Here is a 23496-nt window from a genome sequence, read left to right as displayed (position 1 = left end):
CGCGAGCTTATTGCCCAGCGGCGGCGATGAGCCGGCGGGTGTAGTCGCTCTTGGGCTTCGACCACACGCGCTCGGTGGGCCCGTGTTCGACGAGCTCGCCGCGGTTGAGCACGGCGACCCTATCGCAGAGCCCGCGCACCACGGAGAGGTCGTGGGTGACAAAAAGCAGGGTCAGCCCGCGGTCCTCGATGAGGCGGGCGAGCAATTCCAGCACCTGGGCTTGCACGGACATGTCGAGGGCGGAGACGGCTTCATCGGCAAGCAGGATATCCGGCTCGCCGCACAGCGCGCGGGCGATGGAGATGCGTTGGCGCTGCCCGCCGGAAAACTCGTGGGGAAAGCGGTCGAGCGCCTTGCCGGACATGCCCACCTCTTCCAACGCGGCGGCGGCGCGCTCGCGCTGCTCGGACTTGGGCAGGCGCCCGGGCATGGCCTCGGCGATGGATTTCCAAATTTTTAGCCGCGGGTTCAGCGAACCTTGCGGGTCTTGGAAGACCATTTGCACGCGCCCGTCCACGGTGCTAGTTCCAGAGGTGGGGGCATCTAGCCCCGCCACGATCTTCAGCAGGCTGGTTTTGCCGGAACCGGAGCCACCGACGATGCCGAGCCGCTCGCCGCGGCGCACGCGGAGATCGATCCCCGCCAGCGCGGCCTGGGAGCCATGCTGCTTGCCGATGCCCTCCAGCACCACCACTTCCTTCTCCCCACCCGCCGGGGCAAGGGCGAAGTTGGGCGGCTGCGAGGCCGAGACCAGTTCTTGGGTATAGGCGTGGCGCGGCTGAGTGAGCACGCGCTCGGTGCGGCCTTCCTCCACGATGTAACCATCGCGCATGACCAGCACCCGCGGGCACATGCGCTGGATGACGTTGAGGTCGTGGGTGATAAAAAGCAGGGCGGTGCCGCGTTGTTCGGTCACGCGCTCAATGACGCGGAGGACCCCGTCTTGCGTGGTGGCATCGAGGGCTGTGGTGGGCTCGTCGCAGATGAGTATGTCGGGGCTTCCCGCCATGGCCATGGCTAAGAGCACGCGCTGGCGCTGCCCGCCGGATAGCTGGTGGGGAAAGCGCGAGGCGAGCCCGGCGTCGAGGTCGACTTCTTCTAGGGCCGCGGCGATATCGTACGCGCCGGCATGAGTGAGCTGGGTGCTAATGCGCATCAAGGGATCCAGTGCGCTCATGGGTTCTTGGAAGACCATGGCCATGGTTTTTCCGCGCAACGGGCGGATGGCGGAATCCCGCGCGCCGATGATCTGATGATCGGCCACGGTGACCTCGCCGGTGGCGGAAATGCCCGTGGGCAGCAGGCCCATGATGGATAGCGCGGTCAGTGATTTACCGGAGCCGGATTCGCCGATGATCCCGAGTTTTTCGCCAGCCTCGAGCTCGAAGCTAATCGGGCCGACGAGGGAGGATTCAGAGGCGCTGAGGCTGAGATCGCGCACGCTTAAAAGGCTCATCGCGTGGCTCCTTTCATACGGGGGTCGAGGGCGTCACGGAGGGCATCGCCAAGCAGGTTAAAGCCCAAGACCGTGGCGGCGATGGCGAGGCCCGGCCACAGGGCCTGGAGGGGATCGGTGCTCAGCAGCGACTGGGCATCCTGCAGCATGCGGCCCCACGAGGCAGCAGGGGGAGGGGTGCCCAAACCGAGGTAGGACAGGCCCGCCTCCGCGAGGATGGCGAGGGCAAAATACACCGAAGCCTGGACGATGATAAGGCCCGCGATATTCGGCAGCACGTGGCGCACCGCAACCTTCCATCCCGGCACAGCGGAGATGCGGGCGGAGGCGATATAGTCCTGCGTGACCACCTGCAGCGTGCCAGAGCGCGCCACTCGGGCAAAGGACGGGATGCCGGAAATACCGATGGCAATCATGGCAGTCAACGTCGATGGGCCCCAGACCGCGCCGGCGATGATGGCGAGCAAGAGCGCCGGGAAGGCGATGACGACGTCGGCGCCGCGCATGACCACCGCTTCTACCCAGGTGCCGCGGCGCATGCCCGCGAGAATTCCCAGCGGGATGCCGATGAGCCCGGCGATACCGACGGCGATTAGCCCTACGAAGACCGTGATTTTCGCGCCCGCCATGATGCGCGAGGCGGTATCGCGCCCGAAGCGGTCCGTGCCCAGGATGTGATCCGCGGTGGGGCCGGATAGCCGGCTGCCCGGCTGGGCGAGGGTGGGATCGTACGGCGTCCACACCAGCGATACGAGGGCGATTACGACGACCGCGCCGACGAGCACGGCACCTAGCCAACCAGAAAAACGCATTTTCATCGCGCGTCACCTGCCTTGATTCGGGGGTCGATGAGGCGGTAGGCGACATCGGTAAGCATGTTTACTGCCAGCGCGAAGGTGACCAGCAGCATGACGAGGGTCTGCACCGTGGTCAGATCGCGCACGGAGACCGCATCGAGCAGCATGGAACCCACGCCGGGGATGACGAAGACGGATTCAATGACCACGGCGCCTACCACCATCGAGGTCAATTGCAGGCCAGACACCGTCAGCACCGGCAGCGCGGCATTGCGCAGCCCGTGGCGGTGCAGGGCCTCCCGCGGGGAATCGCCCAGGGCGCGCGCGGTGCGGATATAGTCCTGGTCCATAACGTCGAGCACCGAGGAGCGCATATAGCGCGTGAGCATGGCGCCCTGGACCAGGGCCAGCGCGATGACCGGCAGGATCAGGTGGCGCAGGAAATCGCCCACGCCGCGGTTGGGCGGCACCCAACCATTGGCCGGCAGCCAGCCCAGGTGGACCGCAAAGATGGCCACCAAGATGATACCGACCAAGAAGCTTGGCACGGCGATGCCCAACTGCGTTCCCGCGGAGACCAGGCCGGCAACCCGCGAATTGCGGTTATGCGCCAGCCACATGCCGATGGGAATCGCGCAGGCCAGCGCCAAGGCTATGGCCAGGCCGATGAGGATGAGCGTGACCTGCAGGCGGTCCACAACCAGAGGGGTGATGTCCTGCTGCGAGGACAGCGACTTGCCAAAATCACCGGTAGCGAGGCCCTTCATCCACTCGCCGTATTGCGCGATGAGCGGCCGGTCGAGGCCGAGATCTGCGCTGAGCTCGGCGATGGCGTCCTCAGTGGCATTAACGCCCAACGCGACGCGCGCCGGGTTGCCGGGCACGGCGCGCATGAGCGCGAAGATAATGAGGGAGGCGAGAAAAAGCGTGAGCACAAAGCGCAGCAGCGGCCGGATTATGGCCTGGGCCCGAGAGGTACTCATTGGTCCTCCTTGTCGTCGGTGAGATCGCGCAATACGATGGCGTCGGTGACCTGATCGGTGTGCAAGCCGCTAATGCCGTGGCGCGTTAGAACGACATTCGGCATATTCATCACGGTCAGCGCGCCGGCATCGGCCATGATTTGGTCCACGACCTGCGTCATGCGGCGGGGATAGTCTTCAGGTTTCGCGGTATCGGCCTTTTCGAGCAGCTCGCGCGTGCGGGCGGAATCATAATTCAGGTAATAATCCGGGTTGCCAAAAAGCGCCGGAACATCGCGGGCCTCCACGTGGGAGATAAGCGACATCTGATAGTCCTTAGCGCCGTGGACCTGGCCCAGCCACACGGCAGGGAACTCGGCGGTTTCGAGGGTGACGTCGAATCCGACATCGGAAAGCTGCGAGTACAGCAGCTCGGAGATGGCCTGGGCATAGTAGAGCGTAGGCACGGTGATGGTGAGCGGGGTGCCTTGGGCGCCGGCATCGGCAAGCAGCGAGCGGGCCTTATCCGGGTTGAAGTCGTAGTAATTCTTGCCTTCGAACCACGGATCGGTAGGTGGGATGGGCGCGCCGCCGGTATCGGTGGCCATGCCAGACCAGACGATGTCATTGGCCGCCTTGCGGTCGACGGCGTAGGCCACGGCCTGCCGCACCCGCGGATCGTCGAAGGGGGCGCGGTCATTATTCATCGATAGCAGGACCTCACCATTGGTGGTGCCTACGTTGGTATCGATGGAATCATCCAGGGAATCGAGGATTTCCGGGTTACCCACGCCCCAGACGACGTCCACGCCGCCCGAGCGCAGCGCGGTGACCGAGGAAATGGCATCGGGGAAGTAGCGCACCGTGACATCGTGCGCAGACGGCGTGCCCCAGTAATCCTCGCGCTTGTGCAAGGAGACGAATTCCGAGGGCGAGAATCCCGCCACCTCGTAGGGGCCGGTGCCAATGGGCTGGGCCGCGAGATCGTCCATGCCCTTAGGCGACATCATCGCGCCGATGGTGGTGCCCATGGACCACAGCCAGCCGTTGGAGGGCTTAGCCAGGCGCACTTTGAGGGTGTGGTCATCGACCGCGGTGGCGCTGTCGACCGGGTCCATGGCGGAGGAAATGCCGTTGGCCCAGTCATTTTTGACGTAATTAATGGAAAAGGCGGCGGTCTGCGCGGTGAAGGGATCGCCGTTGGAAAAAGTCACGTCATCGCGCAGGTGGAAGGTGTAGGTCTTCGCATCCTCGCTGATGTCCCAGTCCTTGGCCAAGCCTGGGGTGATGGATCCGTCTTCATCGATGCGCACCAAGGTCTCATAGACGTTATCCATCAGCACCGAGGGCGCGGCGGCCCCACTCGTGGTGGTGAAGTCGAGCGAGGTGGCTCCCGAGCTGGACGCCACCGTCAGGGCGGCTTCGTTCCCGGAGGTATCTACCACCGCCGTATGGCCCGCTGAACAAGCTGTTACCGTGCCCAGCGCTGTCGCCACCGCGAGACAGCCCAGCGCTGAGCGCGCACGCAAAATTTTCATAGATGAAGAATAACTTGTGTGTTACTCAACACATAAATGCCCCAAAACCATTCGGGGGGAGGCATATATTGCCATAAATTAGGGCAATCCCAGCGGATTGTTGTGCGGCGGATTCGGTGGCACCGCGCGGCCAGCGTTGAGACCGAGGGCAGCCCAACGCGACGCTGTGTAGCGCAGCGAGGCGGGGTTTAGCGCGGGGTGCCCGCCACGTTGGCGGGATCGAGCTGCCAGCCCTCGGCCAATACGTGCATGTTCTTGATGACGTTCTCGTGCGAGCTGGACTGCAGGGAAATCATGAGCTCATCGGCCTTGGCGTGCTCTTGGAACTTCTCCAGGTATTCGGTGACTTCCTTGGTGGTGCCAACCGCGGAGTAGCGCAGCATGTCCAGGATTTGCTGGCCTTGGTAGGACTCGATGATCTGCTCTACCTGCTGGTCGGGCAAGTACTTGCCGCGGCCGGCGAAAGACTTCACGCGGTTAAAGCACACGCGCTCGTACTCAGCTTCTGCCTCTTGCATAGTATCGGCGGCGGTGACGTTGACACCGGCGATGACGTAGGGCTTGCTAAACCGCTCGGAAGGCTGGAAGTTCTCCCGGTAGTAGGTCGTTGCTTCCTCGAGGTGCTGCGGGGCGAAGTGGGAGGCAAAGGCGTAGGGCAGGCCGAGCTTTGCCGCGAGCGAAGCGCCGAACATGGACGAGCCCAGAATATAGATAGGAACGTTCGTATTGGCACCGGGAACCGCGCTGACCCCAGGAATATAGGCCTTGCCCTCCAGATAAGCGTTGAGCTCTTTGACGTCTTCTGGAAAACGCTCGGCGGATTGACCATCGCGGCGCAGCGCACGGCCCAAGGTATTCATGTCCGTGCCGGGGGCACGGCCGACACCTAGGTCGATGCGCTCTGGGTACATCTCCTCCAATGTGCCGAATTGCTCGGCGATGACATACGGCGAGTGGTTAGGTAGCATCACGCCGCCGGAGCCCAACCGGATGCGCTCCGTCTTAGCGCCGATGTGCGCGATGAGGACGGCGGGCGCGGAGGACATAATGGACTTCATATTGTGGTGCTCGGTGTACCACATGCGGGAATACCCCAGCTTTTCGGCTTCCTGGGCCAATTCCACCGACCGGTTAATGGATTGGGCAGGGGTTTCACCGTCATAGATGGTGCAAAAGTCCAATACGGAAAGTGGCGCGTGATCAGTCATGGGAAAATAATCCTTTTTCTCGCGGGGATAGTACCTATAGTGCAACGGTGCGCGGGGCGGGGCTATTCCGTACTTTTTCGCGCGACCATGCGCATCCCGGCGACCCAAGCTGAATTGAACCGCAGACAGAAACCCCGCCGTGGAACCCGGGGAATGCGGGCCCACGGCGGGGTGTGAAAGGAGAGGGAGAGCTTAGCTCTTTGGCGATGCCGCTGCATCGAGCGGGGAATCGACGACGGCGTCGCCGTCGGCATCGGCAGCCGCGGTCACGGAGTTGGAGTGCTTCTCGCCGGCCTTGGTGGAGATATCCACAATCAGGCCAATGACGGCCGCGATGACGGTGGGCATAATCCAGCCCAGATCCACCGCTTGGCCAGGCGCCAAAGACAAGATGGGATCCAAGGCGGCAGTGCCCCAACCCTGCGCGGAAATGACGGTCAGGGCGGACCAGATGACCGATGCCCACAGGGCAAGGCGGTAGGTCCAGTAGAACACGACGGAATTCTTGACCGCCGGCTGGATAAGCGTGAGCAGGATAAGGGAGATAGCCGGTGGGTACAGGAAGGTGATAAACGGCACCGCAATGGACAACACGGTGTCGAGGCCCTGGAAGGCGAAGAGGATGGACATCGCGGTAAAGATGCAGGCCCACAGGTGGTAGGTCGTCTTAGGCACCAGCATCTCGAAGAACGCGGAGGTCGCGGTGATAAGGCCCACCGCGGTGGTCAGGCAGGCGAGGACGACGATGGCGGAGAAGAGGGCCTGGCCGAAGGTACCCATGGTGAGATTGGCGGCCTCGGCAAGCAGCGGCGCACCGGAATCATAGGACTGGCCATTGGGTAAGGTCTGGCCCACCCAAGCCAGCCCCAAGTAGATAGCGGCAAGCAGGGCGCCGGCGACGAGCGCCGCGGTGATGGTGCCCTTCACCAGGGACTTTTGGGTCTTAAAGCCCTTAGAGCGCAGGGAACCCACGATGACGATAGAAAAGGCGAGGCCGGCGATGGCGTCCATGGTGTTATAGCCCTCGAAAAGGCCGGTGACCATGGGGGAAGAAACGTAATCGTCGGTCGGCATCTGGGGATCGCGCGGGTGATTCAGCGCGGCCAAGGTAATGAGGATGACCAGCAGCGCAACCAGGGCCGGGGTGAGGAATTTGCCCAGCGTATCGATGATGGAATTGGGCTTCCACGCAAGGCCTAACGCGATGAGGAAGAAGACAGTATTGAATAAACCGCTGGCCAGGGTGCCTTCCCAACCCAACAGGGGAGTAATCGCCGTTTCCATGGAGACCGCTCCGGTGCGCGGGAGCGCGTAGAAAGCGCCGATGGACAGGTAGGCCATGGCGGAAAAGACCACGCCGAAGATAGCGCCGCCATTCGCGCCCAGGTCGCGCACGGAGCGGCCGGAAATGGCGACCGCGATGATGGCCAGGACGGGCAAGAGTACGCCGGCAGCGAGGAAGCCCAGCACGGCGGGCCAGAAGTTGGTACCGGCGGATACGCCCACCATGGGCGGGAAAATGAGGTTGCCGGCGCCGAAGAACATCGAAAAGAGCATGAGCGAGGCAATGACAACGGTGGCCTTGCTCTTGGGTGTGCCTGAGGCGGTGGTGGTAGCCATCCTGGCTCCTTAACATTGCGTACTAAAACCATTAGCCGCGCCGAGAGCCATGGTGACAGGCGACGCGAACGAGAATGCGAATTCTGTAGCCCTATAGGGGCTATTCGTGTAATGAGATATTACTGCCCACCTGTTGAGAAATCAAAGCATGGTGAAAATGCAATAAAAGCCCCATCGCGGGTGCGATGGGGCGAGGAGAAAGGGTGGCGGGGAGAGCTAGTTGAGCTCGGCGAAGGCCCTTTCCATGCGGTCGAGTGCCTCGCCGAGGATCTCGCGGGAGGTAGCGAAGTTCAACCGCGCGTGGCCGGGGCCGCCGGTGCCGAAGGTATCGCCTTCGTTGAGGGCGACGCGGGCGTTTTCGCGCAGCCACTTGGCGGGCTGGGGATTGCCGGCGATGGCGGTATCGGAAAAGTCCAGCCACAACAGGTAGGTGGCCTGCGGCTGCGAGGTCTTTAGCCCAGGGATGCGCTGCGGGAGTTCTTCTACCAACCAGTCGCGGGTCTCGCGCAGGTACTCGATTTCCTCGTCCAAGAAGCCCCCGCCGTGGCGGTAGGCGGCCTCGGCGGCCAGCACGCCCAAGGTGCCGGTGCCGTCTTTGGCCACGCCGGTCAGCCCGTTCCACTTTTGGGCATCGGCGGCATTGGAAAAGATGATCTGCGCGCACTTAAGTCCCGCGGTATTAAAGGCCTTGGAGGTGGCGGTGACGGTGATGGTGCGCTGCGCTGCTTCCTCGCTTAGCGATGCCACCGGTATATGCTTTCCTTCATAAACCAGCGGGGCATGGATTTCATCGGCCAAGATGCGGCCATCGTATTTCTCCGCCAACTCCACCAACCCGCGGAGGTAGTCCTCCGACAAGACGTGGCCGTGCGGGTTATAGGGGTTGGCCAAAAGAATCGAACCGGCGCCGTCTTTGAAGGCTTGCTCGATTTCATCTAGCTCGAGGCTGGTTTCGATCTTCTCGCGCCCCGCCGTGCGGGGAAGTTCCAGCAGCGGTGGGTAGGAGGGCACGGGCACGATGACGGGGGAATCATCGCGGGTAAAGTACTGCACGCCGAGCAAGAGGCCGCGGACGACATCGCCTATCCAGAAGATGTGATCGGCATTGGGGCGCCAGTCGTAGCGCTCCGCATAGAAATCGGCGACTGCCTCGCGCAGCCCCGAGGCCTTGGGGGAGGGGGTATAGCCGAAGGTTTCATTATCCACCATCTCCTGCAGCGCCTTCTTGACGGCGGGGGCGGTGGGGAAATCGGACTCCGCGATCCACAGCGGGAGGACGTCTTCATCGAAGACGGTCCACTTGCGGGTTCCGCGGGCTTGCAACTCTTCTAGGCTAGGAAACTGCATGCACACAAGCTTAACGCTTTAAGCGCAGCAGTCCCAGTGGATTTATTCACTTTCTTCGCCGTGCTCGCTGCGGGAATTGGCCCCGGTAACAAAGCCGTACTTTTTCAGCCGGCGGCGGTCCGCCGCGGAGCTGGATTGGGTGAGTTTGAGCAGCTCGGCATAAATGCCGCCGGATTGCGCGAGCTCGGCAGGCGAGCCCATTTCATCGATCCGCCCTGCCTCGAGGGTGATGATGGTATCCACATCCGCGATGGTGGATAGGCGGTGCGCGATAATCAGCGTGGTCCGGTCCTTCATCAGCTCGTCCAGGCCGGCTTGGACGGCGCGCTCGGCCTTGGTATCCAGCGCGGAGGTGGCTTCATCGAGCACCAAGATGGGTGCGTCCTTCAGCATGGCGCGCGCGACGGACACGCGCTGCTTCTGCCCGCCGGAAAGCTTGAGCCCGCGCTCGCCGATGACCGTGTCATAGCCATCCGGGAAGGCCTCAATGAAGTCATGGGCATTGGCGCGCTTGGCCACATCCACGATTTCTTCCTCCGTGGCCCCGGGCTTGCCATAGGCAATATTGTCGCGGATTGTGCCCGAAAAGAGGTAGGACTCCTGGAAAACCACGCCGACAGAGGCGCGCAGCCGGGACGCGCTGAGATCATCGATGCGGTGACCCAAGACCTCTAGATCGCCATCCGATGGATGATAGAGGCCGAGCAATAGGTTGACCAAGGTAGATTTACCGCCGCCGGATTCGCCGACTAGGGCAACCTTGTGGCCCTCATGCGCAGTGAAAGAGATGTCTTCTACTACGGGTTTTCCTTCTTCGTAGGAAAACGACACGTCATTAAAGGCAAAGACCGGCGCGCCGGGGGTGGTCTCTAGCGGGGCTATCGGGGTGAGATCCAGCTCTGGGGTGCCAGAACCGGTGGTGGCAGCAACGAGCTCGCGTGGGGCAGTGGGCTCGATTTCTTCCTCCATGACATGGAAATAGTCGCGGGAGCCCGCGATGGCGCGCTGGGCGGTATCGACGATCCAACTCATCATGAATACCGGCTGCTTGGTTCCGGCCACCATCTGCAGCAGCATCACCATGTCACCGATGGAAAAATATCCCTCGAGCGTGCGCCAGAAGATGACGGCGTAGATGCCCAAAAAGATGACCGCCATGGCCAACCCGCGGAAGGTATCCATGGTGTGCCACCAGCGCGATTGTGGCTTAGTGGTCTCGACCACGCCGCCGTAGTGCTGGGCAAAATGGTTGAGTTCCCGCGATTCGCTGACGAAAGATTTGGTGACCTTGACCTGGCCGATGACCTCTGCAAAGCGGCCGTTGGCGAGGTCAATGTGTTCGTTTTTAATAGCCTCGAATTCCTGCCACCGCTTAGACGTCAGGGCGGTAAGCCACATATACACGGGGAATAGCAGCGCAAGCAGGATAGTCAGCGGCCAATAAAACCACGCGGTAATGGCCAATACGGCGATGGTCTGGATGATCATCGTGAAGAAGTTATTGGCAAAGGACTGAATAAACTGCGTGATATTGGCGATAGAACGGTCGAGCCGGGCAATGATGGTGCCGGTGATCTGGTCATCGTAATAGCCCTGCGGCAGCGCCAAGAGCTTGGCAAAGTACCGGTTGGATAAAATTTGGCGTAGCCGGGAGACCATGACATCGCCGATATAGCCGCCGATATTATTGAACAGGGCCTTCGTGGCATCGGCAATAAACAAGGCTAAGGCTAAAAGCAGCACTGTGCGCAGGGCGCCTGTGGTATCGCCGCCAGACTGTACGGTCTCAACGATGACATCGGTGGCCTCCCTCGTTAAAAACGGTGCCACCAGCGAGACGAGGGCGGTGATAGTCGCGGTAAGCAGGACGCCGAGATAAAAAGGCCACAGGGCAGAAGCGCTGCGGACGATGCGCACTAGGGAAGACATAGGAAAATACTCGATTCAAATACGCGAAAGAAAGCAGCTAGGGAAGAGTGAAGCAACGGACAAGTATGCCACACGCCACGGCGCGCAGCCCAGATGCATACCTTGGGCGGGCTTTCGGCTAAGGTATCTGTGCAGAAATAAAGTTATCTTCGCGTGCAAAGGATCCATCCACGGTGAAAATTTCTCACACTCTAGGCGCAGGCGTGGTCAGCCTTCTCGCCGTGACCCTGGCCGGATGCAGCATTCTCCAGCCGGAAGAGACCGGGTTGGGGGACAATATCACCGTCTCCAGCTCGGAAGAAGCGCCTTATCAAGCGGAAGACACCGACGATAAGGAAGTTACTTCCAACCTGGCCAGCCCGGTAAAGGATGCCGGCCTCGGCGTTAGCTGGGAGCTGCAAGGAGTATATGCGGATAGTAATTCCGGCGGGTCCGTGGTGACCATCTTGCTCAAGAATGAAAACGAAATGGCCCTGCCCACTGATGCCTTCGACGACCCTGTTCTCGAGCGCGCCGACGGCAATGGGGGCTGGTCTAAGGTGCAATCCCTGCCTTATGACCAAAACTCTGCGCCCGGGGTGGAACCACCGGGGCTTGATCACCCGCTGGGTGCGGGCGCCTCGGTTAACCTGCAATACCGCTACGATGTCGCGCCGGGCAACCTCTGGAACGCCCGCCTGCACATTGGAAACGTCACCTGGGTGGGGGATCTGAACCTATGACGGAGCGGGTAGTCCTGGCGGGTGCCGATGGAAAGGCCATTGGTACTGCCCTCAAATCCGAGGTGCATACCACCGACACCGCCTTGCACTTCGCCTTTTCCGCGTGGGTCACCTGCAACGGAAAGGTGCTCATCACCCGCCGGGCGCTGGGCAAGCAAACCTGGCCCGGCGTGTGGACCAATTCCTTCTGCGGGCATCCTGGTCCGGGGGAGGCGACTGCCGATGCCGTTATGCGCCGCGCCGAATTCGAGCTAGGCATTCCCGCGGATGCGTTATCCAACTTGCGCGTGGTGCTGCCGAGCTTTTCCTACCGTGCGGTGGATTCTTCCGGCTTGGTGGAAAACGAAATCTGCCCCGTCTACTGCGTAGAGCTCGACTCCCAAGCGCAGTGGCAGCCGAACCCGGACGAGGTCGACTCCTGGGAATGGGTCGATCCCGCCCAACTTATCGCCGCGGCCGATGCCGTGCCAGCGGTATTTAGCCCGTGGATGTGCGAGGAACTGGCGGAAGCCGAATTGCGCACGGCGCTTCAGTCTTTAGCGCAGTAGCAATTAGTCCTCCTCATAAAACGCCGCCGCCACGTAATCCAAGGTGGCATAGGCGATGCGCCGATCCCCGGTATCCAAATCAAATTCGAGCACGCGGTGGTCGCTGCCATAGTTGGGGAAACCCGGCTCGCCTGTGGTGGCGAAGTGGCAGAGCCACTCGTTCAGCTCGCAGTCTGTACCGAAGAGCGGGTAGAGCTCATCGCAGTGCAGCGCCGGCTTAAGCTTCCTCGTAAATTCCATCATCCAGGTCGGCCCCGGTGCGCCAGAGGCCACCTGCGCCGTCCAGCGGCGAACGAGGGAATCGCCGATCATCCGGCCCATGAGGCGGTCCGGGTCCACGTACTGCGCGAGCTGGCGCCATTGCGTGTAGCGCCCGTGCGGGAAGCCGAAGCGCTGGGACAGGTAGTTACAAATGAACTTGCCCAGGGCCATATTATCGATGCGCTTGCCGGCCGGGAGATCGTAAAATTCATCCCGGGTGGAGCTCACCACGATGGGGATATCCGCCAATTCGGATGCCTGCATCGGCGCCGGGCCGAGGGCCAAGTCATAGCGGTGCTTCTTGCGGAACTTTTTATAGCCCTTTTCCAATGCCTCGGGCGAGAGCGATTCCAAAGCGCTTTGTTCGATGGGCACTGAGAGGTACCTGTGCAATCCCGCCACGCGCTGCTCAAAGGTATCGCGCGGATAGGCAGGCGATAGGGCGAGGACGCGCCGGAAAGCGCCGCGGTAGTGATCGCGCCGGGCAAGCCACAGGCTTATCGCTGCACCGGCGGATTGGCCCACCAGGGTGATATTCGTTTTATCCCCGCCAAAGGACTCGATATTGTCCTGCAACCATTCCAAAGCCAGCACGCAGTCATCGATGCCGCGGTAGCGGTCCGCTTCATCGTCGGCAAAGCGGGCGAACCCGGCCAGGCCCACGCGGTAGCCCACCTGGACCTGGATGATGCCCTTGCGGGCCGTTACCGTGCCTGGCACCCGCTCGTCCTCATGCGAGCCGCCTTCAAAGCTTCCACCATGGATATAGACCACCACGGGGCAATCCGCCGCGTTTTCCGGGGCAGTGATGCTGAGCGCTACCTCATCCGGTTTTGGTGTGCGCGCATCCTGGTCGAGGGGCTCATCCAGCGGCCGCGCCGGGGAAAAGCGGCTAGGGATTTCGCAAAAGCGCAGCGAATGAAAGTAGGAGAGGCCATCGCGGCTAAAGCCGGTGATGCGTCCAGATGGGGTGGCAATGGTGACGGGTATCTGTGCGCTCGACATACCTGCCAGATTACCGTGGGGCAGTAATATAAGGACCCATGGAGTGGTTGACTGACGTGAGCAGCGCATTTTCGCAGTTCCTGGTGCAGGCGCCCGTGTGGGTACAGATGATCATCGTGGTCATCATCGTGGTTCCCATCATGATTGGCCTGGCCTGGTGCCTGATGTGGGCCGTGGACCGCAGTGCCGTCCTAATTTCCCAGTTTCGCAATCGCGGCACTACAGTAAAAGACCATGGCTGAACAACATTCGGAGGGCGCGGGCGATAACGCAGCGAGCGGCGACGTGCCCAGCGCCAGCTCGGATAGGATCCAGCCGGTCGATCCCCGCGAAGGCCTGTGGGATCCAGAGCGCAAAAAGGATGAGCGCGCTGCAAACCCGCCGGTTGTCGGCGCCTCTCAGCCCGTTCGCCGCAAGCGCGCCCTGCCCAAATCCCGGGTCTCGCTCACGCTGTGGTCCATGATTGCGCTAGTTCTCATCGTTGCGCTCATCGGCAGCCTGTGGCCCTAGTGCGGATTGGTGGTTTGCTCCAATAAATGGGGCACTGTGGTGTTATAAACCCTGAACAATTACAGCTTCGATCGTGGGTAAAACGCGTTGATACACCAACCGGTTGGTACAGTAGGCAGAGATTATTATTAGCTGTGCGAAAGGATATCGCGTGACCCTGCAACAAGTGCACACCCCGGCGGAATTTACCATTGAGCCGGGGGAGACCTGCCTCACCGCCCTGATGGATACCGCGAAGAAGCGCCCGCACGGCGTCATGTTTACCCGCCCAGCTAATTATGAGTGGGTCAATGTCACCGGTAAAGAGTTTATCGATGAGGTCTTTGAAGTAGCCCAAGGCTTAATCGCGCTAGGCGTGGAGCAGGGAGATCGCATCGCCCTGATTTCTGCTACCCGTTACGAATGGTCCCTGCTGGACTATGCCATCTGGGCCGCCGGTGCGGCATCGGTTCCGGTTTATCCTTCCTCGTCTGCCTCCCAGGTGCGCTGGATTATCGAGGATTCCGGGGCGGTGCTGGCGATTACCGAAACCCGTGAGCACTCCGAATTAGTAGAAAACTTGGTCCTGCAAGACGATGGGGAACCGAATTTGAAGGGCTCACCATCGCAGCTGCGGCGCGTATTAGAGATTAATTCCTCCGCCATCGATACCTTGAAATTCGAAGGCCGCAGCGTTGGCACCGACGAGGTGTCTGCCCGCATCGCCGCCACCAATACCGATGACCTGGCCTCCTTGGTTTATACCTCCGGCACCACCGGCCGCCCGAAGGGCTGCATCCTGACGCACCGGAACTGGCTCTCGGAAGCTAGGGCGCTGACCACCAACCCTATCGGTGTCTTCGCCGTGCCGGGCAGCCATACGCTGACATTTTTGCCCTTGGCCCACGTCTTTTCCCGCGCCGTATCGATTGCCGTGGCCCTTCGCGGTGCCTCGCAGAACCACTGGTCCGATTTTTCCACCATCTCCATCGAGTTCGCCCGCTCTCGACCCAACGTCATTTTGGGCGTGCCGCGCGTATTTGAAAAGGTCCGCAACTCCGCGGCCTCGAAGGCGGCGGATTCTGGCATCAAGAGCTTCCTTTTTGAGCAATCCGAAAAGATCGCCATCGAATACTCCAAGGCACTCGATACGCCGGACGGCCCAGACCGCCTGCTGAAAATTAAGCACAAGCTCTTTGACAAGCTGGTGTATTCCACCATTCGCCAGGGCGTGGGCGGCAATGTTCGGTACTGCATTACCGGCGGCTCCGCGATGGGCCACGATCTGTTGCACTGGTTCCGCGGCATCGGCGTGCCCATCTATGAAGGCTACGGCCTGACCGAGACCGCCGCGGCAGCTGCCGTGGACTACGTGGACCAATCCATTGGTACAGTCGGCCCGCCTCTCGGCGGGGTTACCCTGCGCATCAACGATGACGGCGAAGTCTGCATCAAGGGCGGCATGGTCTTCGAAGGGTACTGGAATGACCCCGAGGCCACGGAGGAAGCCTTTGAAGACGGCTGGTACAACACCGGTGACTTGGGCGAAATCGACGATGATGGCAAGCTCACGATCACCGGCCGCAAGAAGGACCTGATTGTTACCGCGGGCGGAAAGAATGTCTCGCCTGGCCCGATGGAGGACATCCTGCGCGGCCACCCGCTGATTTCGCAGGCCATGGTCGTAGGCGATGGCAAGCCATTCGTGGGAGCGCTTATCACCCTGGACCCGGACATCCTCAAGCGGTGGAAGCTGGACCACAATATCCCAGAAAACCGCTCCATGGACGATATCGCTACCGATGCCACCCTGCGCGCCGAAGTGCAAGACGCCGTCAACAAGGTCAACTCCACGGTGTCCCATGCGGAAGGCATCAAGAAGTTCTACATCCTAGAAAGCGACCTCACCGAGGATGAAAATGAGCTCACGCCAACGATGAAGGTCAAGCGCAACGTGGTGGCGCAGCGCTATGCCAGCGCCATCGAGCACATCTACAAGCGCTAGAAAACGGCGAAGCGGGTACACCCGGGGATTTTATTCCTCGGGTGTTTAGTTTCTTGCAGGTCACAATGGCGCAAGCGCGAACCTGCCATAAACCTGTGAAACGCTTCGGAGTGTCGCACTCTCGCGGTAGACGATCTGGCATAGAGTCATGAGTCGTCGCCGAAAACCTCAACCTCTACTAGAGGTTAGAAAATGAAAACCGCGGAAGGAGTGGCTCGAAGCCTATGCAGAAAATCGCCGCCGAGCTGCGTCACCGCGAGCTCACCCAGGAGATTTACAATATCGGCGACGAAGTCGCGGAATACCTCGAGCACCTCATCGAAGCAATCGAGGATTGGGATGAGGAACTGTCCATGGATTGCCTGGCAGAACTCGGCGATATCGTCGACGATGCCCGCGTGGACTCGGGGCGCTGCGTGGGTGAGCTAATTGGGCTTCGCCAAGCGCTAGTATCCGGCGTGCGTTCGGGAACCATTTCTGCCGCTCCTTCTGGAGCAAATGATGCGGAGGAGCCGGAGCAGCTGACCCCGCGCCTGTTGGATGAGCGTTATCCCATTGCCAAGCCCATCGTCGTGCATGAATTGGCAGAAGCTCTGCGCCAGCGCACGCAGGCGGTAGCAGATTACCTGCGCGAGGTCGTGGAGTACGTGCTGGCGCAAACCGATGCCGTCGCCCGCAACCTCGACATGGTCTCCCTGCCGCACTTGTACAAATGCACCGGCGAATCCGCGCTCATTGCCGTACAGGCGTGGAAGCACACCGTGCTCGATACGCACCCAGCGTACGTGCGCTCAATGCGTGGACATAACCCGCCGCAGTTCCTTGAAGAGCGCGCCCGCATTGCTGCGGTCGTAGAAAAAGTTCGCGCCAAGCGTGAGGCAGCCCGCAGGGCCACAACCGCATAGATTTTTAGACTTCCTTGCTTTAAGCAAGGGGATTTTAGCGGCCACCGAGATTCCCTCTCTCGGTGGCCGGTGTAGTTTTACCTCCTTTTAGGGGGTGCTTAAGGGACGAGCGTTAGGTAACCCTGAAAAAGTTTTTGGCTAACGGTGGACTAATTAATTTTCCGTTATTCCATGTGGGCGTGGAAAACCAATAAAGAACCATGATTAGCACCTTGAGGAAAACTGAAAAACTAACTGGAAAAGATTTTCATTACTGTGTAATGTTTCCGCCGTCTACATCTTTGTTGGCGGCGATGCCGTTCTCAGCGACGGAGTAGACATGAAAATTCGTATATTGCACAACACAAGGAGATTTCCGATGGGAGCACGCCGTTCTTCCCGCCTGATTGCCAGCGCAGTGGCTATCGCCACGTTCTCTACTGTCACCGCCGTTCCGTCGTCCTTTGCCGCGGAAGATAACACCACCTTCGTCGAGGAAAAGACCACCGACAATACCGTTGACGTCAACGGTATTGAGTTTGATGAAGACGGCCACTTGCTTGAGGAAAGTAATGCTGGCGATGAAGCATTGGACGAGCTCGAAGCAGAAACCGATGAGTCTGTGGTCGATTCTGAAGACGAAGAATCCAGCAAGCCTTCCTCCCTCGCTGAGCTCAAGCAGTCCGCAGCGTCCAATGAGGACGTCAACATCAAGGTGCTCCAGGACGAAAAGAAGGGCAAGCTTGTTTGCGAGGTAACCGATGCTCCTGGCAAGGAAGGAAACCTGCTCGGCCTCAAGCTTGCCTTGGCCAAGTCTTTCTATGATGGCGGCGAGCAGATCCTAGAAACGGTATGGGAGCTTCTTCCCGTCGTTGGGGACGTTGTCCCGGCGGAGTTTATGGAGAAGATTTCCGGCTTGACCTGGGAGGGAATCGAAAAGCTATTGCGTAAAGGCGAGCAGAACAAGACCGTGACCTGGGATCTCTCTCGCGCACAAGGCATGGCCATTGGGCGGATTGACAACGCCGATGCGGATGTCGATCTAAAGGACCCTGAGGCGGCAAAGCGCACCGTATCTGGCCTCATTAAGTTCGCGGACGGGGTATTTGGCAGCGGCGCGAAGACCGTTCTTCAGCTCTTCAACGTAGCCGTGACCGTTGCGGGCTTGGTCCCTGGAGCGGGTGCGGCAAACCACCTGAAGCTCAGTGCGCAACAACAAAAAGCCATCGCGGATTCTTTGGGTACCATTTCTGAGCGGGCTTCAGACCTAGCTGCGGTGAACGCTCCTGCCGGTCAAATGTGCTCGGATATGTTGAACGGTAAGGAAGTTTCTGCTCAGTCCACCAGCGACCACAACGCGGAGTCCGCCGCAGCTTCTGCTGCATCCACCGCCACCGCCGCAGCATCGGCTGAGGAGGAAAGCGAATCTAGCTCATCAACCAGCGAGAGCACGTCTGAAGAGCTTTCCGAAGAAGAGCCTGTTTCCCAGGGGACCGCCGAGGCCTCCGAGCCGAAGAATGATGACGAGGATGTGCAAGAGGCTACCGACGAAGCAGAGTCAACTGCACAGGCTGAAGATGACGAGGCCAGCATCGAGGCGGATGAGGACGATTCTGACGCTGACGACGCAGACGCAGATGATGGAAAGGAGGAAGAAAGCCAAGCCCACAAGGCTTCTAAGGCCCCTTCCGCGAACGGGTTTTCCTTGGCCTCTGCTCTGGTAGGTGGCGGCACGGTACTGGGCCTGCTTTCTGTGGGCGATTACCTTTACAAGCATGGTTACCTGTCCAAGAACAGTCTTCCTTGGAACAAGTAGCCTCAAGGATCGGCGCTACTAGACCTTAAGGGCGCGTTGCAAAGTTCCCGCGTTTTCTACCAGAGCGCGGGACTTTCGCGGTTTTCAGACCAATTAAGTCGCAGCGTTATTGCGATTGCGTTGCGACCGGAGGGAGTTTTGCCGTGCTGAAATGACCGAGGTGACCGCAGAGAGAAAGCGCTGGGGGTGTTCTACAAGCCGGTGTGGGCAGTAGCGAAGCACCGTATAGCCGGCTGCGCGTAACCGGTTTTCCCGTAGGTGGTGGGCGGCGGTAGCGGGTGTGGAGAACTCTGTGTCGGTGATATGGGAGCTTTGTTCGCAGGAACAGGCGTCGACCTCGATGATGTAGGTGTTATTAATACACAAGGCGACCACTATTCCGGCAACGGCGGTATAGCGTGCTTGAAAGAACAGCGGCCATGGAAACTCCGCTTGGATAAGGAGCGCTCGGGCATAGGATTCATAGGGCGACCGGGATAGCTCCGAGCAGTGGTGGATAACCTCGCGCACGGTGGAGCTATTGCGGACCCGGCCCATGCGGGCGTGTTCCTGTGTCATGTCCTCTTTTGTTATACCTGCTCGCAGCGCAGAATCGGCGGCGACAAGGCCGTCGCGGAAGCCATGGTAGCGAGCGACATCGATAACCGCGCGCGCCTTGCTTACCGTCCGGGCACCGTCGACAGTGTCTGGGGCGGGAATAGTGGCCTTGCGGTAAATGCGATCCGGATGGCGGCGGTCTTTGTGCGGCAAGGAATTGCAAGGAAGGGCCATTTCCACTTTCTCTTCGGTGGAGGCAAGCACCCATAGCCCATGGACGCGAGCGGCTGATTTGGAAATGAGTACTGCGGTATAAGCACTGCGGGCGGCGGCAATGGCACGCAGACGCAGCTGGGCAGGTAGGGGTAGGCTGCGGTAATGATCACGGTGCACCGCGATGCGGGGTGCGAGTTTAAGATAGGTGCCGTTATTGAGGTCGTGCCAGAAGGTGGGATGGTTGTTCCGGATGGACGGAATATTAGTTAGTGCTTGGTTCATGCCTTCGAGCACATACGAGGAGCACGATGCCCGCTACCGAAACGCGTGCCGACTGTGGAGTTCTTGTTGAATCTTCACTAAGTGTGAATCATGATGCCCCAGTGGCGCCACGAGCTTAAGTTATCCACACCCGCGCTAAGGATGGGTTGCGTGACTGAACTCGATTAGTACGAATCGATGACCAAGCTAGCTGCATGCTCGCGCAAGTAGTCTCGAAGGTAGGGCAAGGCAAAGTCTACTTGGCCACTGGCTGGTATTTCGATTAGTTCCGAGTCAAGCAAGCGGCGCCGGTAGTTGGATGCATATTGCGAGCTTTTTCCTAGGCGGGCCGTGATATCACTCATGGATGAGGGGCCATTGTCTTGAGCCATATGGAGCAGGAATGTCCGATCGATGGGGGAAAGCTCCGCTAGGGCGGGCTCATGGACGAGCTGCCCTAGCTTTCGTCGCGCTTTGGAAATGCCTTCCTGCGCAGCTTCCACCGAAATCGTATTGTTTGTTCGGTGGCGGAAAGCCCATAGGCCGACAAGCTGAATCATAAAGGGGTATCCCTGGCAAGCGGTTACGGCAGAATTCAGCGCGTCCGAGTCCCAATTAACCTCTGTTTCTTCTACGGGAGCATTGAGTGCCTTCCGCACGTCCGTATCCGGCACTCGGTCCAATTCAATGCGGTTCGCACGGCGAAGAAAAGTGACAGGGTTAGAGCCATCTTGGCTGGCCAAAAGTGTTTTGATCGAGGAGGGATTCCCCGCCATGGCTACGGCGATATTTTCCCCTTCTCGCACGAGGTGCTGGATGGTAGCGCCAAAATCAATTACTTCATTGCTGCGCTGGTGGTGCATTTCATCCAAAGTAATGAGCATCCCGGTGGGATCGCTGTGGGAAATGCGGTCTAGTTCCCGCTGCGCATGGAGGAGGTCTTTCAAGGCCCTTCTTAAGGGGTAGGTTTCCGCGGATAGTGTTCTTGGATCCCATTCCATGCCGATGTCCAATTGGAAAAGGTGCAGGTTGAAACCTTTTAGCGCTGTCCAGTTGAGGTGAAGGGTATTAATAATTTCAGCACGGAGCCGTTCCGCAAAACCGGCAGATGCCGTGTCATTAAGGATGCGCCACCCGCGATCTGACGCGGTGTTTTTGAAGGCATTGAGCAATACCGTCTTGCCGATACCGCGCGGACCCACGACGAGGGAAATGCGTTCATGGGATCCGGGGCCATCGTCCAAAGCATAAGCAAACTCCTCGATGGAGTCTTTACGGCCAGCCAGGTAGGGAGGCGTGGCCCCAAGCGTGGCGGTAAACGGATTCTTCCGGTTGGTCATAGCCTTAGTGTAAACACCGCGCTTGTGTACGCTTGTTTATCTTTTGAATTTTGTTTATAAAACTACTAGGCGCCGAACCAAGGGGTTGGTTGGTTCGGCGAGACAGTTATACCGCTGGGGGAGGGGTGACCTTGTCCAGCTGCTCGGTAATCTGCGGCCACAGCTGGCCCATGATGTCATCCCAGGTAAGGATCCACACGGCCTTGTCCTTATCCGCCTTGCCCACGACGACGAGCTGTTCATTGCGGGAGCGCATGTGATCCAGCGTCTTTTGCACGGTGGTGGCAGAAGAGACGGAAATCGGGGCGCGGGAGAATTCGAGGACTGGGGTATCGGGATCCGCCATGAGGGTATCGCGCACGTGCACCACGCGGGGGACGCGGGAATCCTTGGGGAAGACGAGCACGCGCATGATGTTTTTGCGCAGGACGAGCTCTTGAAGTTGTTCCACCGTGGCATCGGAAGGAAGCGGCACTACCTCGGAGCCGTGGGCGCGCGCCATGGAGCCCACCGTGGAGTTCTCCAGCTCGATGACATCGGAAATCTGATTGGCGGAATTATCGTCAAGCGCGCCCGTCTCACGGGAGTGCTCGACCAAGGTGCGCAGCGTTTCGGCGTCGTAGCCGGCGGCACCGGCGCGATCCACCGGTTCCTCGCCCGTCATGGCCACCAATTTATTGGCCATTGTGTTAATCCACTTCAGCAGTGGGCGGAAAACCCACACGAACCCGCGGGCGGGAATGGCAATGACCTGCAGGGCGGATTCTGGGTGGGCGATGGCCCACGATTTGGGCGCCATTTCACCCAGTACCAGGTGCAGGAAGGTGACGATAAATAGGGCGAGGATGAAGCTGGCGACATCGGCAATGCCCAGCGGCAGGCCAAGGGCCTCCAGCGGGGTCATCAAAAGGTGATGCACCCAAGGCTTGGTCACGGCACCGAGGACGAAGGTGGCGGCGGTGATGCCTAATTGCGCGCCCGCCAGCATGATGGTCAGCTCATTAAGCGAGCGCAGCCCGGCGCGGGCGGTGCGCGAGGATTCCGCGTTTTCTTCCAGCCGGTTGCGGCGCGAACCCATGAGGGAAAACTCGATGACCACGAAGAAGCCGGATGCGGCGATGATGAGTAGCGTGACGATGAGGTTGAACCACCACGTATCGGTCATTATGCCTCCTCCTCTTCGTCGTCGCTATCATGAACGTAGTCCTCAATAAGTTCGATGGCCAGGGAGGATGGCACGTGGCGGTCCACGTCATCCACGCGCATGCGGATGGAGCGGGTGGGTGCTTCATCCTGATCCACCCAGTCATCCGGCTCTGCCTCCAAGGCGATGGTGTGGACCTCACCTACCTCTGGCAGGGCGCCGGCGTGCGCAATAAGTAGTCCAGCGATGGTTTCAAAATCACCCTCTGGAAGATCGTGGCCAATGGCGCGCTCGATCTCATCCAGCGGCGTATCGCCATCGACCAGCCAGTGGGATTCGTCCTGCTCGGTGATTTCTTCGGTTTCCTCGAAATCGTGCTCATCGGTGACATCGCCAAGAATCTCCTCGGCCAGGTCTTCCATGGTGACGATGCCGACGAATCCGCCGTACTCGTCGATGACGCAGGCTAGCTTTTGTTCCTCGCCGCGTAGCTCATCGACGACATCGGGAAGCGGCATAAGCTCCGGAACCACCAGGGGCTCGCGCATGATGGTGGTGGCGCTGGTGGCGGGAGGAAGATCGGAGCCCAAGACATCGAAAAGATGGACCACGCCGATGGGATTGTGCTCGTCATCGATGACGGGGTAGCGCGTGTGGTTTTCGGACATCAATTCGCGGACCTCACCCAAGGTGGTGCTGGGGTCGATCACATCCACGCGGGAGCGGGGAATCATGGCGTGCTCGACGTCGTGTTCGGGAAAGTCAAGCAAACGGTCCAAAACCATGTACGTGTCCTCATCCAAAACGCCGGTTTCGTGCGAGGAATCGACGATGGACTCGAGGTCATCGGCAGTAGCAGAAGAATCGACATCTTCTACCGGCTCGATACGGAATAGCTTCAAAATCGCATTGGAGGAGTATTCGAAAAAGCGGATGAGCCAGCCGAAAATGCGCAGGTACCACTGGGTGGAGGCGGCTAGGCGCAGCGCCGTTTTCATGGGCGCGGCGATGGTGTAGTTCTTGGGGAAAAGCTCCGCAAAGAGCATCGTGGCGACGGTGGAAATGAAAAGCGCCGCGATGGTGCCGATAGCCACGGATACGCCGGTGGGAATGCCCACGCCGCCAAGCAGCACGCCAAGGCCTTGTCCCACCAGGGGCTCTGCCACATAACCAATCAACAGCCCTGTAATGGTGATGCCGAGCTGTGCACCGGAGAGCATGAAAGAGGTGCGCTTGGTGATGTCGAGCGCGCGCTGGGCGGATTTATCACCTTCAGCAGCCATGGACCGCAATTGGGTGCGGTCCACGGACATGAATGAAAACTCTTGCGCCACGAAGTAGGCATTCGCGACGATGATGAGCCCGATGACGATAAAGCCTGCCAGGATCATCGCAATAGCCGATAACATGA

At 59.9% G+C, this 23496-nt stretch carries 20 protein-coding genes; 7 read left to right on the top strand and 13 right to left on the bottom strand.

The genetic code is table 11. The features are described from left to right. Positions 1–7 precede the first annotated feature (7 nt). From ACP8IT_RS09000 to ACP8IT_RS08965, 8 genes are all read right to left on the bottom strand, one after another. Positions 8–1456 carry an ATP-binding cassette domain-containing protein gene (locus tag ACP8IT_RS09000; protein ID WP_284624367.1) on the bottom strand — a complete coding sequence of 483 codons (1449 nt, stop codon included), beginning with the start codon at positions 1454–1456 and terminating at the stop codon, positions 8–10. Continuing rightward, the gene (locus tag ACP8IT_RS08995) at positions 1453–2274 is read right to left on the bottom strand and encodes an ABC transporter permease (RefSeq protein ID WP_005278043.1); all 822 of its coding nucleotides are present in this window, start codon (positions 2272–2274) and stop codon (positions 1453–1455) included. The genes ACP8IT_RS09000 and ACP8IT_RS08995 overlap by 4 nt, the downstream gene beginning before the upstream one ends. Then, entirely contained in the window at positions 2271–3236 is a 966-nt protein-coding gene (locus ACP8IT_RS08990; protein WP_490289943.1) for an ABC transporter permease, read from the bottom strand. The genes ACP8IT_RS08995 and ACP8IT_RS08990 overlap by 4 nt, the downstream gene beginning before the upstream one ends. Further along, the gene (locus tag ACP8IT_RS08985; protein ID WP_023017116.1) at positions 3233–4753 is read right to left on the bottom strand and encodes an ABC transporter substrate-binding protein; all 1521 of its coding nucleotides are present in this window, start codon (positions 4751–4753) and stop codon (positions 3233–3235) included. The genes ACP8IT_RS08990 and ACP8IT_RS08985 overlap by 4 nt, the downstream gene beginning before the upstream one ends. A 188-nt stretch (positions 4754–4941) precedes the next feature. After that, entirely contained in the window at positions 4942–5961 is a 1020-nt protein-coding gene (locus ACP8IT_RS08980) for an LLM class flavin-dependent oxidoreductase (protein ID WP_490289942.1), read from the bottom strand. Between the two features lie 192 nt (positions 5962–6153). After that, on the bottom strand, positions 6154–7581 hold the full coding sequence (gene brnQ, locus ACP8IT_RS08975; protein WP_490289941.1) for a branched-chain amino acid transport system II carrier protein: 1428 nt from the start codon (positions 7579–7581) through the stop codon (positions 6154–6156). Positions 7582–7797: 216 nt separating this feature from the next. Next, entirely contained in the window at positions 7798–8928 is a 1131-nt protein-coding gene (locus tag ACP8IT_RS08970) for a MalY/PatB family protein (RefSeq protein ID WP_284639447.1), read from the bottom strand. A gap of 42 nt (positions 8929–8970) precedes the next feature. Beyond that, positions 8971–10857, bottom strand: coding sequence for an ABC transporter ATP-binding protein (locus ACP8IT_RS08965; protein WP_023029101.1), 1887 nt, complete (start codon positions 10855–10857; stop codon positions 8971–8973). A gap of 173 nt (positions 10858–11030) precedes the next feature. Here ACP8IT_RS08965 and ACP8IT_RS08960 point away from each other — a divergent pair, with 173 nt between their 5' ends. After that, the gene (locus tag ACP8IT_RS08960; protein WP_023017120.1) at positions 11031–11579 is read left to right on the top strand and encodes a hypothetical protein; all 549 of its coding nucleotides are present in this window, start codon (positions 11031–11033) and stop codon (positions 11577–11579) included. Next, positions 11576–12127, top strand: a complete 552-nt coding sequence (idi, locus tag ACP8IT_RS08955) for an isopentenyl-diphosphate Delta-isomerase (protein ID WP_490289940.1) — start codon at positions 11576–11578, stop codon at positions 12125–12127. The genes ACP8IT_RS08960 and idi overlap by 4 nt, the downstream gene beginning before the upstream one ends. A gap of 3 nt (positions 12128–12130) precedes the next feature. Here the strand turns inward: idi and ACP8IT_RS08950 are convergent, their stop codons facing one another. Beyond that, on the bottom strand, positions 12131–13393 hold the full coding sequence (locus ACP8IT_RS08950) for a carboxylesterase family protein (protein ID WP_005278066.1): 1263 nt from the start codon (positions 13391–13393) through the stop codon (positions 12131–12133). A gap of 38 nt (positions 13394–13431) precedes the next feature. On the opposite strand from ACP8IT_RS08950, the gene ACP8IT_RS08945 reads away from it, so the two are divergent. The 5 genes from ACP8IT_RS08945 to ACP8IT_RS08925 all read left to right on the top strand — a co-directional run bounded on the left by ACP8IT_RS08945 (position 13432) and on the right by ACP8IT_RS08925 (position 18587). Beyond that, positions 13432–13635, top strand: a complete 204-nt coding sequence (locus ACP8IT_RS08945; protein ID WP_005278067.1) for a hypothetical protein — start codon at positions 13432–13434, stop codon at positions 13633–13635. Next, complete coding sequence (locus ACP8IT_RS08940; RefSeq protein WP_005278068.1) at positions 13628–13903, top strand: hypothetical protein; 276 nt, start codon at positions 13628–13630, stop codon at positions 13901–13903. The genes ACP8IT_RS08945 and ACP8IT_RS08940 overlap by 8 nt, the downstream gene beginning before the upstream one ends. 151 nt (positions 13904–14054) lie before the next feature. Beyond that, positions 14055–15887 carry an AMP-dependent synthetase/ligase gene (locus ACP8IT_RS08935; protein WP_005278069.1) on the top strand — a complete coding sequence of 611 codons (1833 nt, stop codon included), beginning with the start codon at positions 14055–14057 and terminating at the stop codon, positions 15885–15887. A 224-nt stretch (positions 15888–16111) separates the two neighbouring features. Further along, a complete protein-coding gene (locus ACP8IT_RS08930) occupies positions 16112–16792 on the top strand; it encodes a hypothetical protein (RefSeq protein WP_005284226.1) in 681 nt (226 codons plus the stop codon). A gap of 358 nt (positions 16793–17150) precedes the next feature. Further along, positions 17151–18587: an NOC3 family protein gene (locus tag ACP8IT_RS08925; RefSeq protein ID WP_023029099.1), complete on the top strand. Its 1437-nt coding sequence runs from the start codon at positions 17151–17153 to the stop codon at positions 18585–18587. Positions 18588–18680: 93 nt separating this feature from the next. On the opposite strand, the gene ACP8IT_RS08920 is transcribed toward ACP8IT_RS08925, so the two are convergent. From ACP8IT_RS08920 to ACP8IT_RS08905, 4 genes are all read right to left on the bottom strand, one after another. Then, positions 18681–19622 (bottom strand): hypothetical protein, encoded by a 942-nt coding sequence (locus ACP8IT_RS08920; protein ID WP_023029098.1) that lies wholly within the window; start codon positions 19620–19622, stop codon positions 18681–18683. A gap of 164 nt (positions 19623–19786) precedes the next feature. After that, on the bottom strand, positions 19787–20941 hold the full coding sequence (locus ACP8IT_RS08915) for an ATP-binding protein (RefSeq protein WP_005278081.1): 1155 nt from the start codon (positions 20939–20941) through the stop codon (positions 19787–19789). Between the two features lie 106 nt (positions 20942–21047). Continuing rightward, positions 21048–22106, bottom strand: coding sequence for a CNNM domain-containing protein (locus ACP8IT_RS08910; RefSeq protein ID WP_005278083.1), 1059 nt, complete (start codon positions 22104–22106; stop codon positions 21048–21050). Next, positions 22106–23494 (bottom strand): hemolysin family protein, encoded by a 1389-nt coding sequence (locus ACP8IT_RS08905; RefSeq protein ID WP_005278085.1) that lies wholly within the window; start codon positions 23492–23494, stop codon positions 22106–22108. Before ACP8IT_RS08905 ends, ACP8IT_RS08910 begins: the two co-directional genes overlap by 1 nt. Between the last annotated feature and the right edge of the window lie 2 nt (positions 23495–23496).

The sequence above is a fragment of the Corynebacterium sp. LaCa_23 genome (genome assembly GCF_058182375.1).
The sequence above is the reverse complement of the archived record's forward strand: the minus strand, read 5'-3'. Positions and strand labels throughout refer to the sequence as shown.

What these genes read in the sequence shown, in the direction of transcription:
- ACP8IT_RS09000 (WP_284624367.1), bottom strand. Translation starts at nt 1,456, where the DNA reads ATGAGCCTTTTAAGCGTGCGCGATCTCAGCCTCAGCGCCTCTGAATCC.
- ACP8IT_RS08985 (WP_023017116.1), bottom strand. Translation starts at nt 4,753, where the DNA reads ATGAAAATTTTGCGTGCGCGCTCAGCGCTGGGCTGTCTCGCGGTGGCG.
- ACP8IT_RS08910 (WP_005278083.1), bottom strand. Translation starts at nt 22,106, where the DNA reads ATGACCGATACGTGGTGGTTCAACCTCATCGTCACGCTACTCATCATC.
- ACP8IT_RS08965 (WP_023029101.1), bottom strand. Translation starts at nt 10,857, where the DNA reads ATGTCTTCCCTAGTGCGCATCGTCCGCAGCGCTTCTGCCCTGTGGCCT.
- brnQ (WP_490289941.1), bottom strand. Translation starts at nt 7,581, where the DNA reads ATGGCTACCACCACCGCCTCAGGCACACCCAAGAGCAAGGCCACCGTT.
- ACP8IT_RS08925 (WP_023029099.1), top strand. Translation starts at nt 17,151, where the DNA reads ATGGGAGCACGCCGTTCTTCCCGCCTGATTGCCAGCGCAGTGGCTATC.
- ACP8IT_RS08920 (WP_023029098.1), bottom strand. Translation starts at nt 19,622, where the DNA reads ATGAACCAAGCACTAACTAATATTCCGTCCATCCGGAACAACCATCCC.
- idi (WP_490289940.1), top strand. Translation starts at nt 11,576, where the DNA reads ATGACGGAGCGGGTAGTCCTGGCGGGTGCCGATGGAAAGGCCATTGGT.
- ACP8IT_RS08950 (WP_005278066.1), bottom strand. Translation starts at nt 13,393, where the DNA reads ATGTCGAGCGCACAGATACCCGTCACCATTGCCACCCCATCTGGACGC.
- ACP8IT_RS08905 (WP_005278085.1), bottom strand. Translation starts at nt 23,494, where the DNA reads ATGTTATCGGCTATTGCGATGATCCTGGCAGGCTTTATCGTCATCGGG.
- ACP8IT_RS08970 (WP_284639447.1), bottom strand. Translation starts at nt 8,928, where the DNA reads ATGCAGTTTCCTAGCCTAGAAGAGTTGCAAGCCCGCGGAACCCGCAAG.
- ACP8IT_RS08945 (WP_005278067.1), top strand. Translation starts at nt 13,432, where the DNA reads ATGGAGTGGTTGACTGACGTGAGCAGCGCATTTTCGCAGTTCCTGGTG.
- ACP8IT_RS08930 (WP_005284226.1), top strand. Translation starts at nt 16,112, where the DNA reads ATGCAGAAAATCGCCGCCGAGCTGCGTCACCGCGAGCTCACCCAGGAG.
- ACP8IT_RS08980 (WP_490289942.1), bottom strand. Translation starts at nt 5,961, where the DNA reads ATGACTGATCACGCGCCACTTTCCGTATTGGACTTTTGCACCATCTAT.
- ACP8IT_RS08915 (WP_005278081.1), bottom strand. Translation starts at nt 20,941, where the DNA reads ATGACCAACCGGAAGAATCCGTTTACCGCCACGCTTGGGGCCACGCCT.
- ACP8IT_RS08940 (WP_005278068.1), top strand. Translation starts at nt 13,628, where the DNA reads ATGGCTGAACAACATTCGGAGGGCGCGGGCGATAACGCAGCGAGCGGC.
- ACP8IT_RS08995 (WP_005278043.1), bottom strand. Translation starts at nt 2,274, where the DNA reads ATGAAAATGCGTTTTTCTGGTTGGCTAGGTGCCGTGCTCGTCGGCGCG.
- ACP8IT_RS08990 (WP_490289943.1), bottom strand. Translation starts at nt 3,236, where the DNA reads ATGAGTACCTCTCGGGCCCAGGCCATAATCCGGCCGCTGCTGCGCTTT.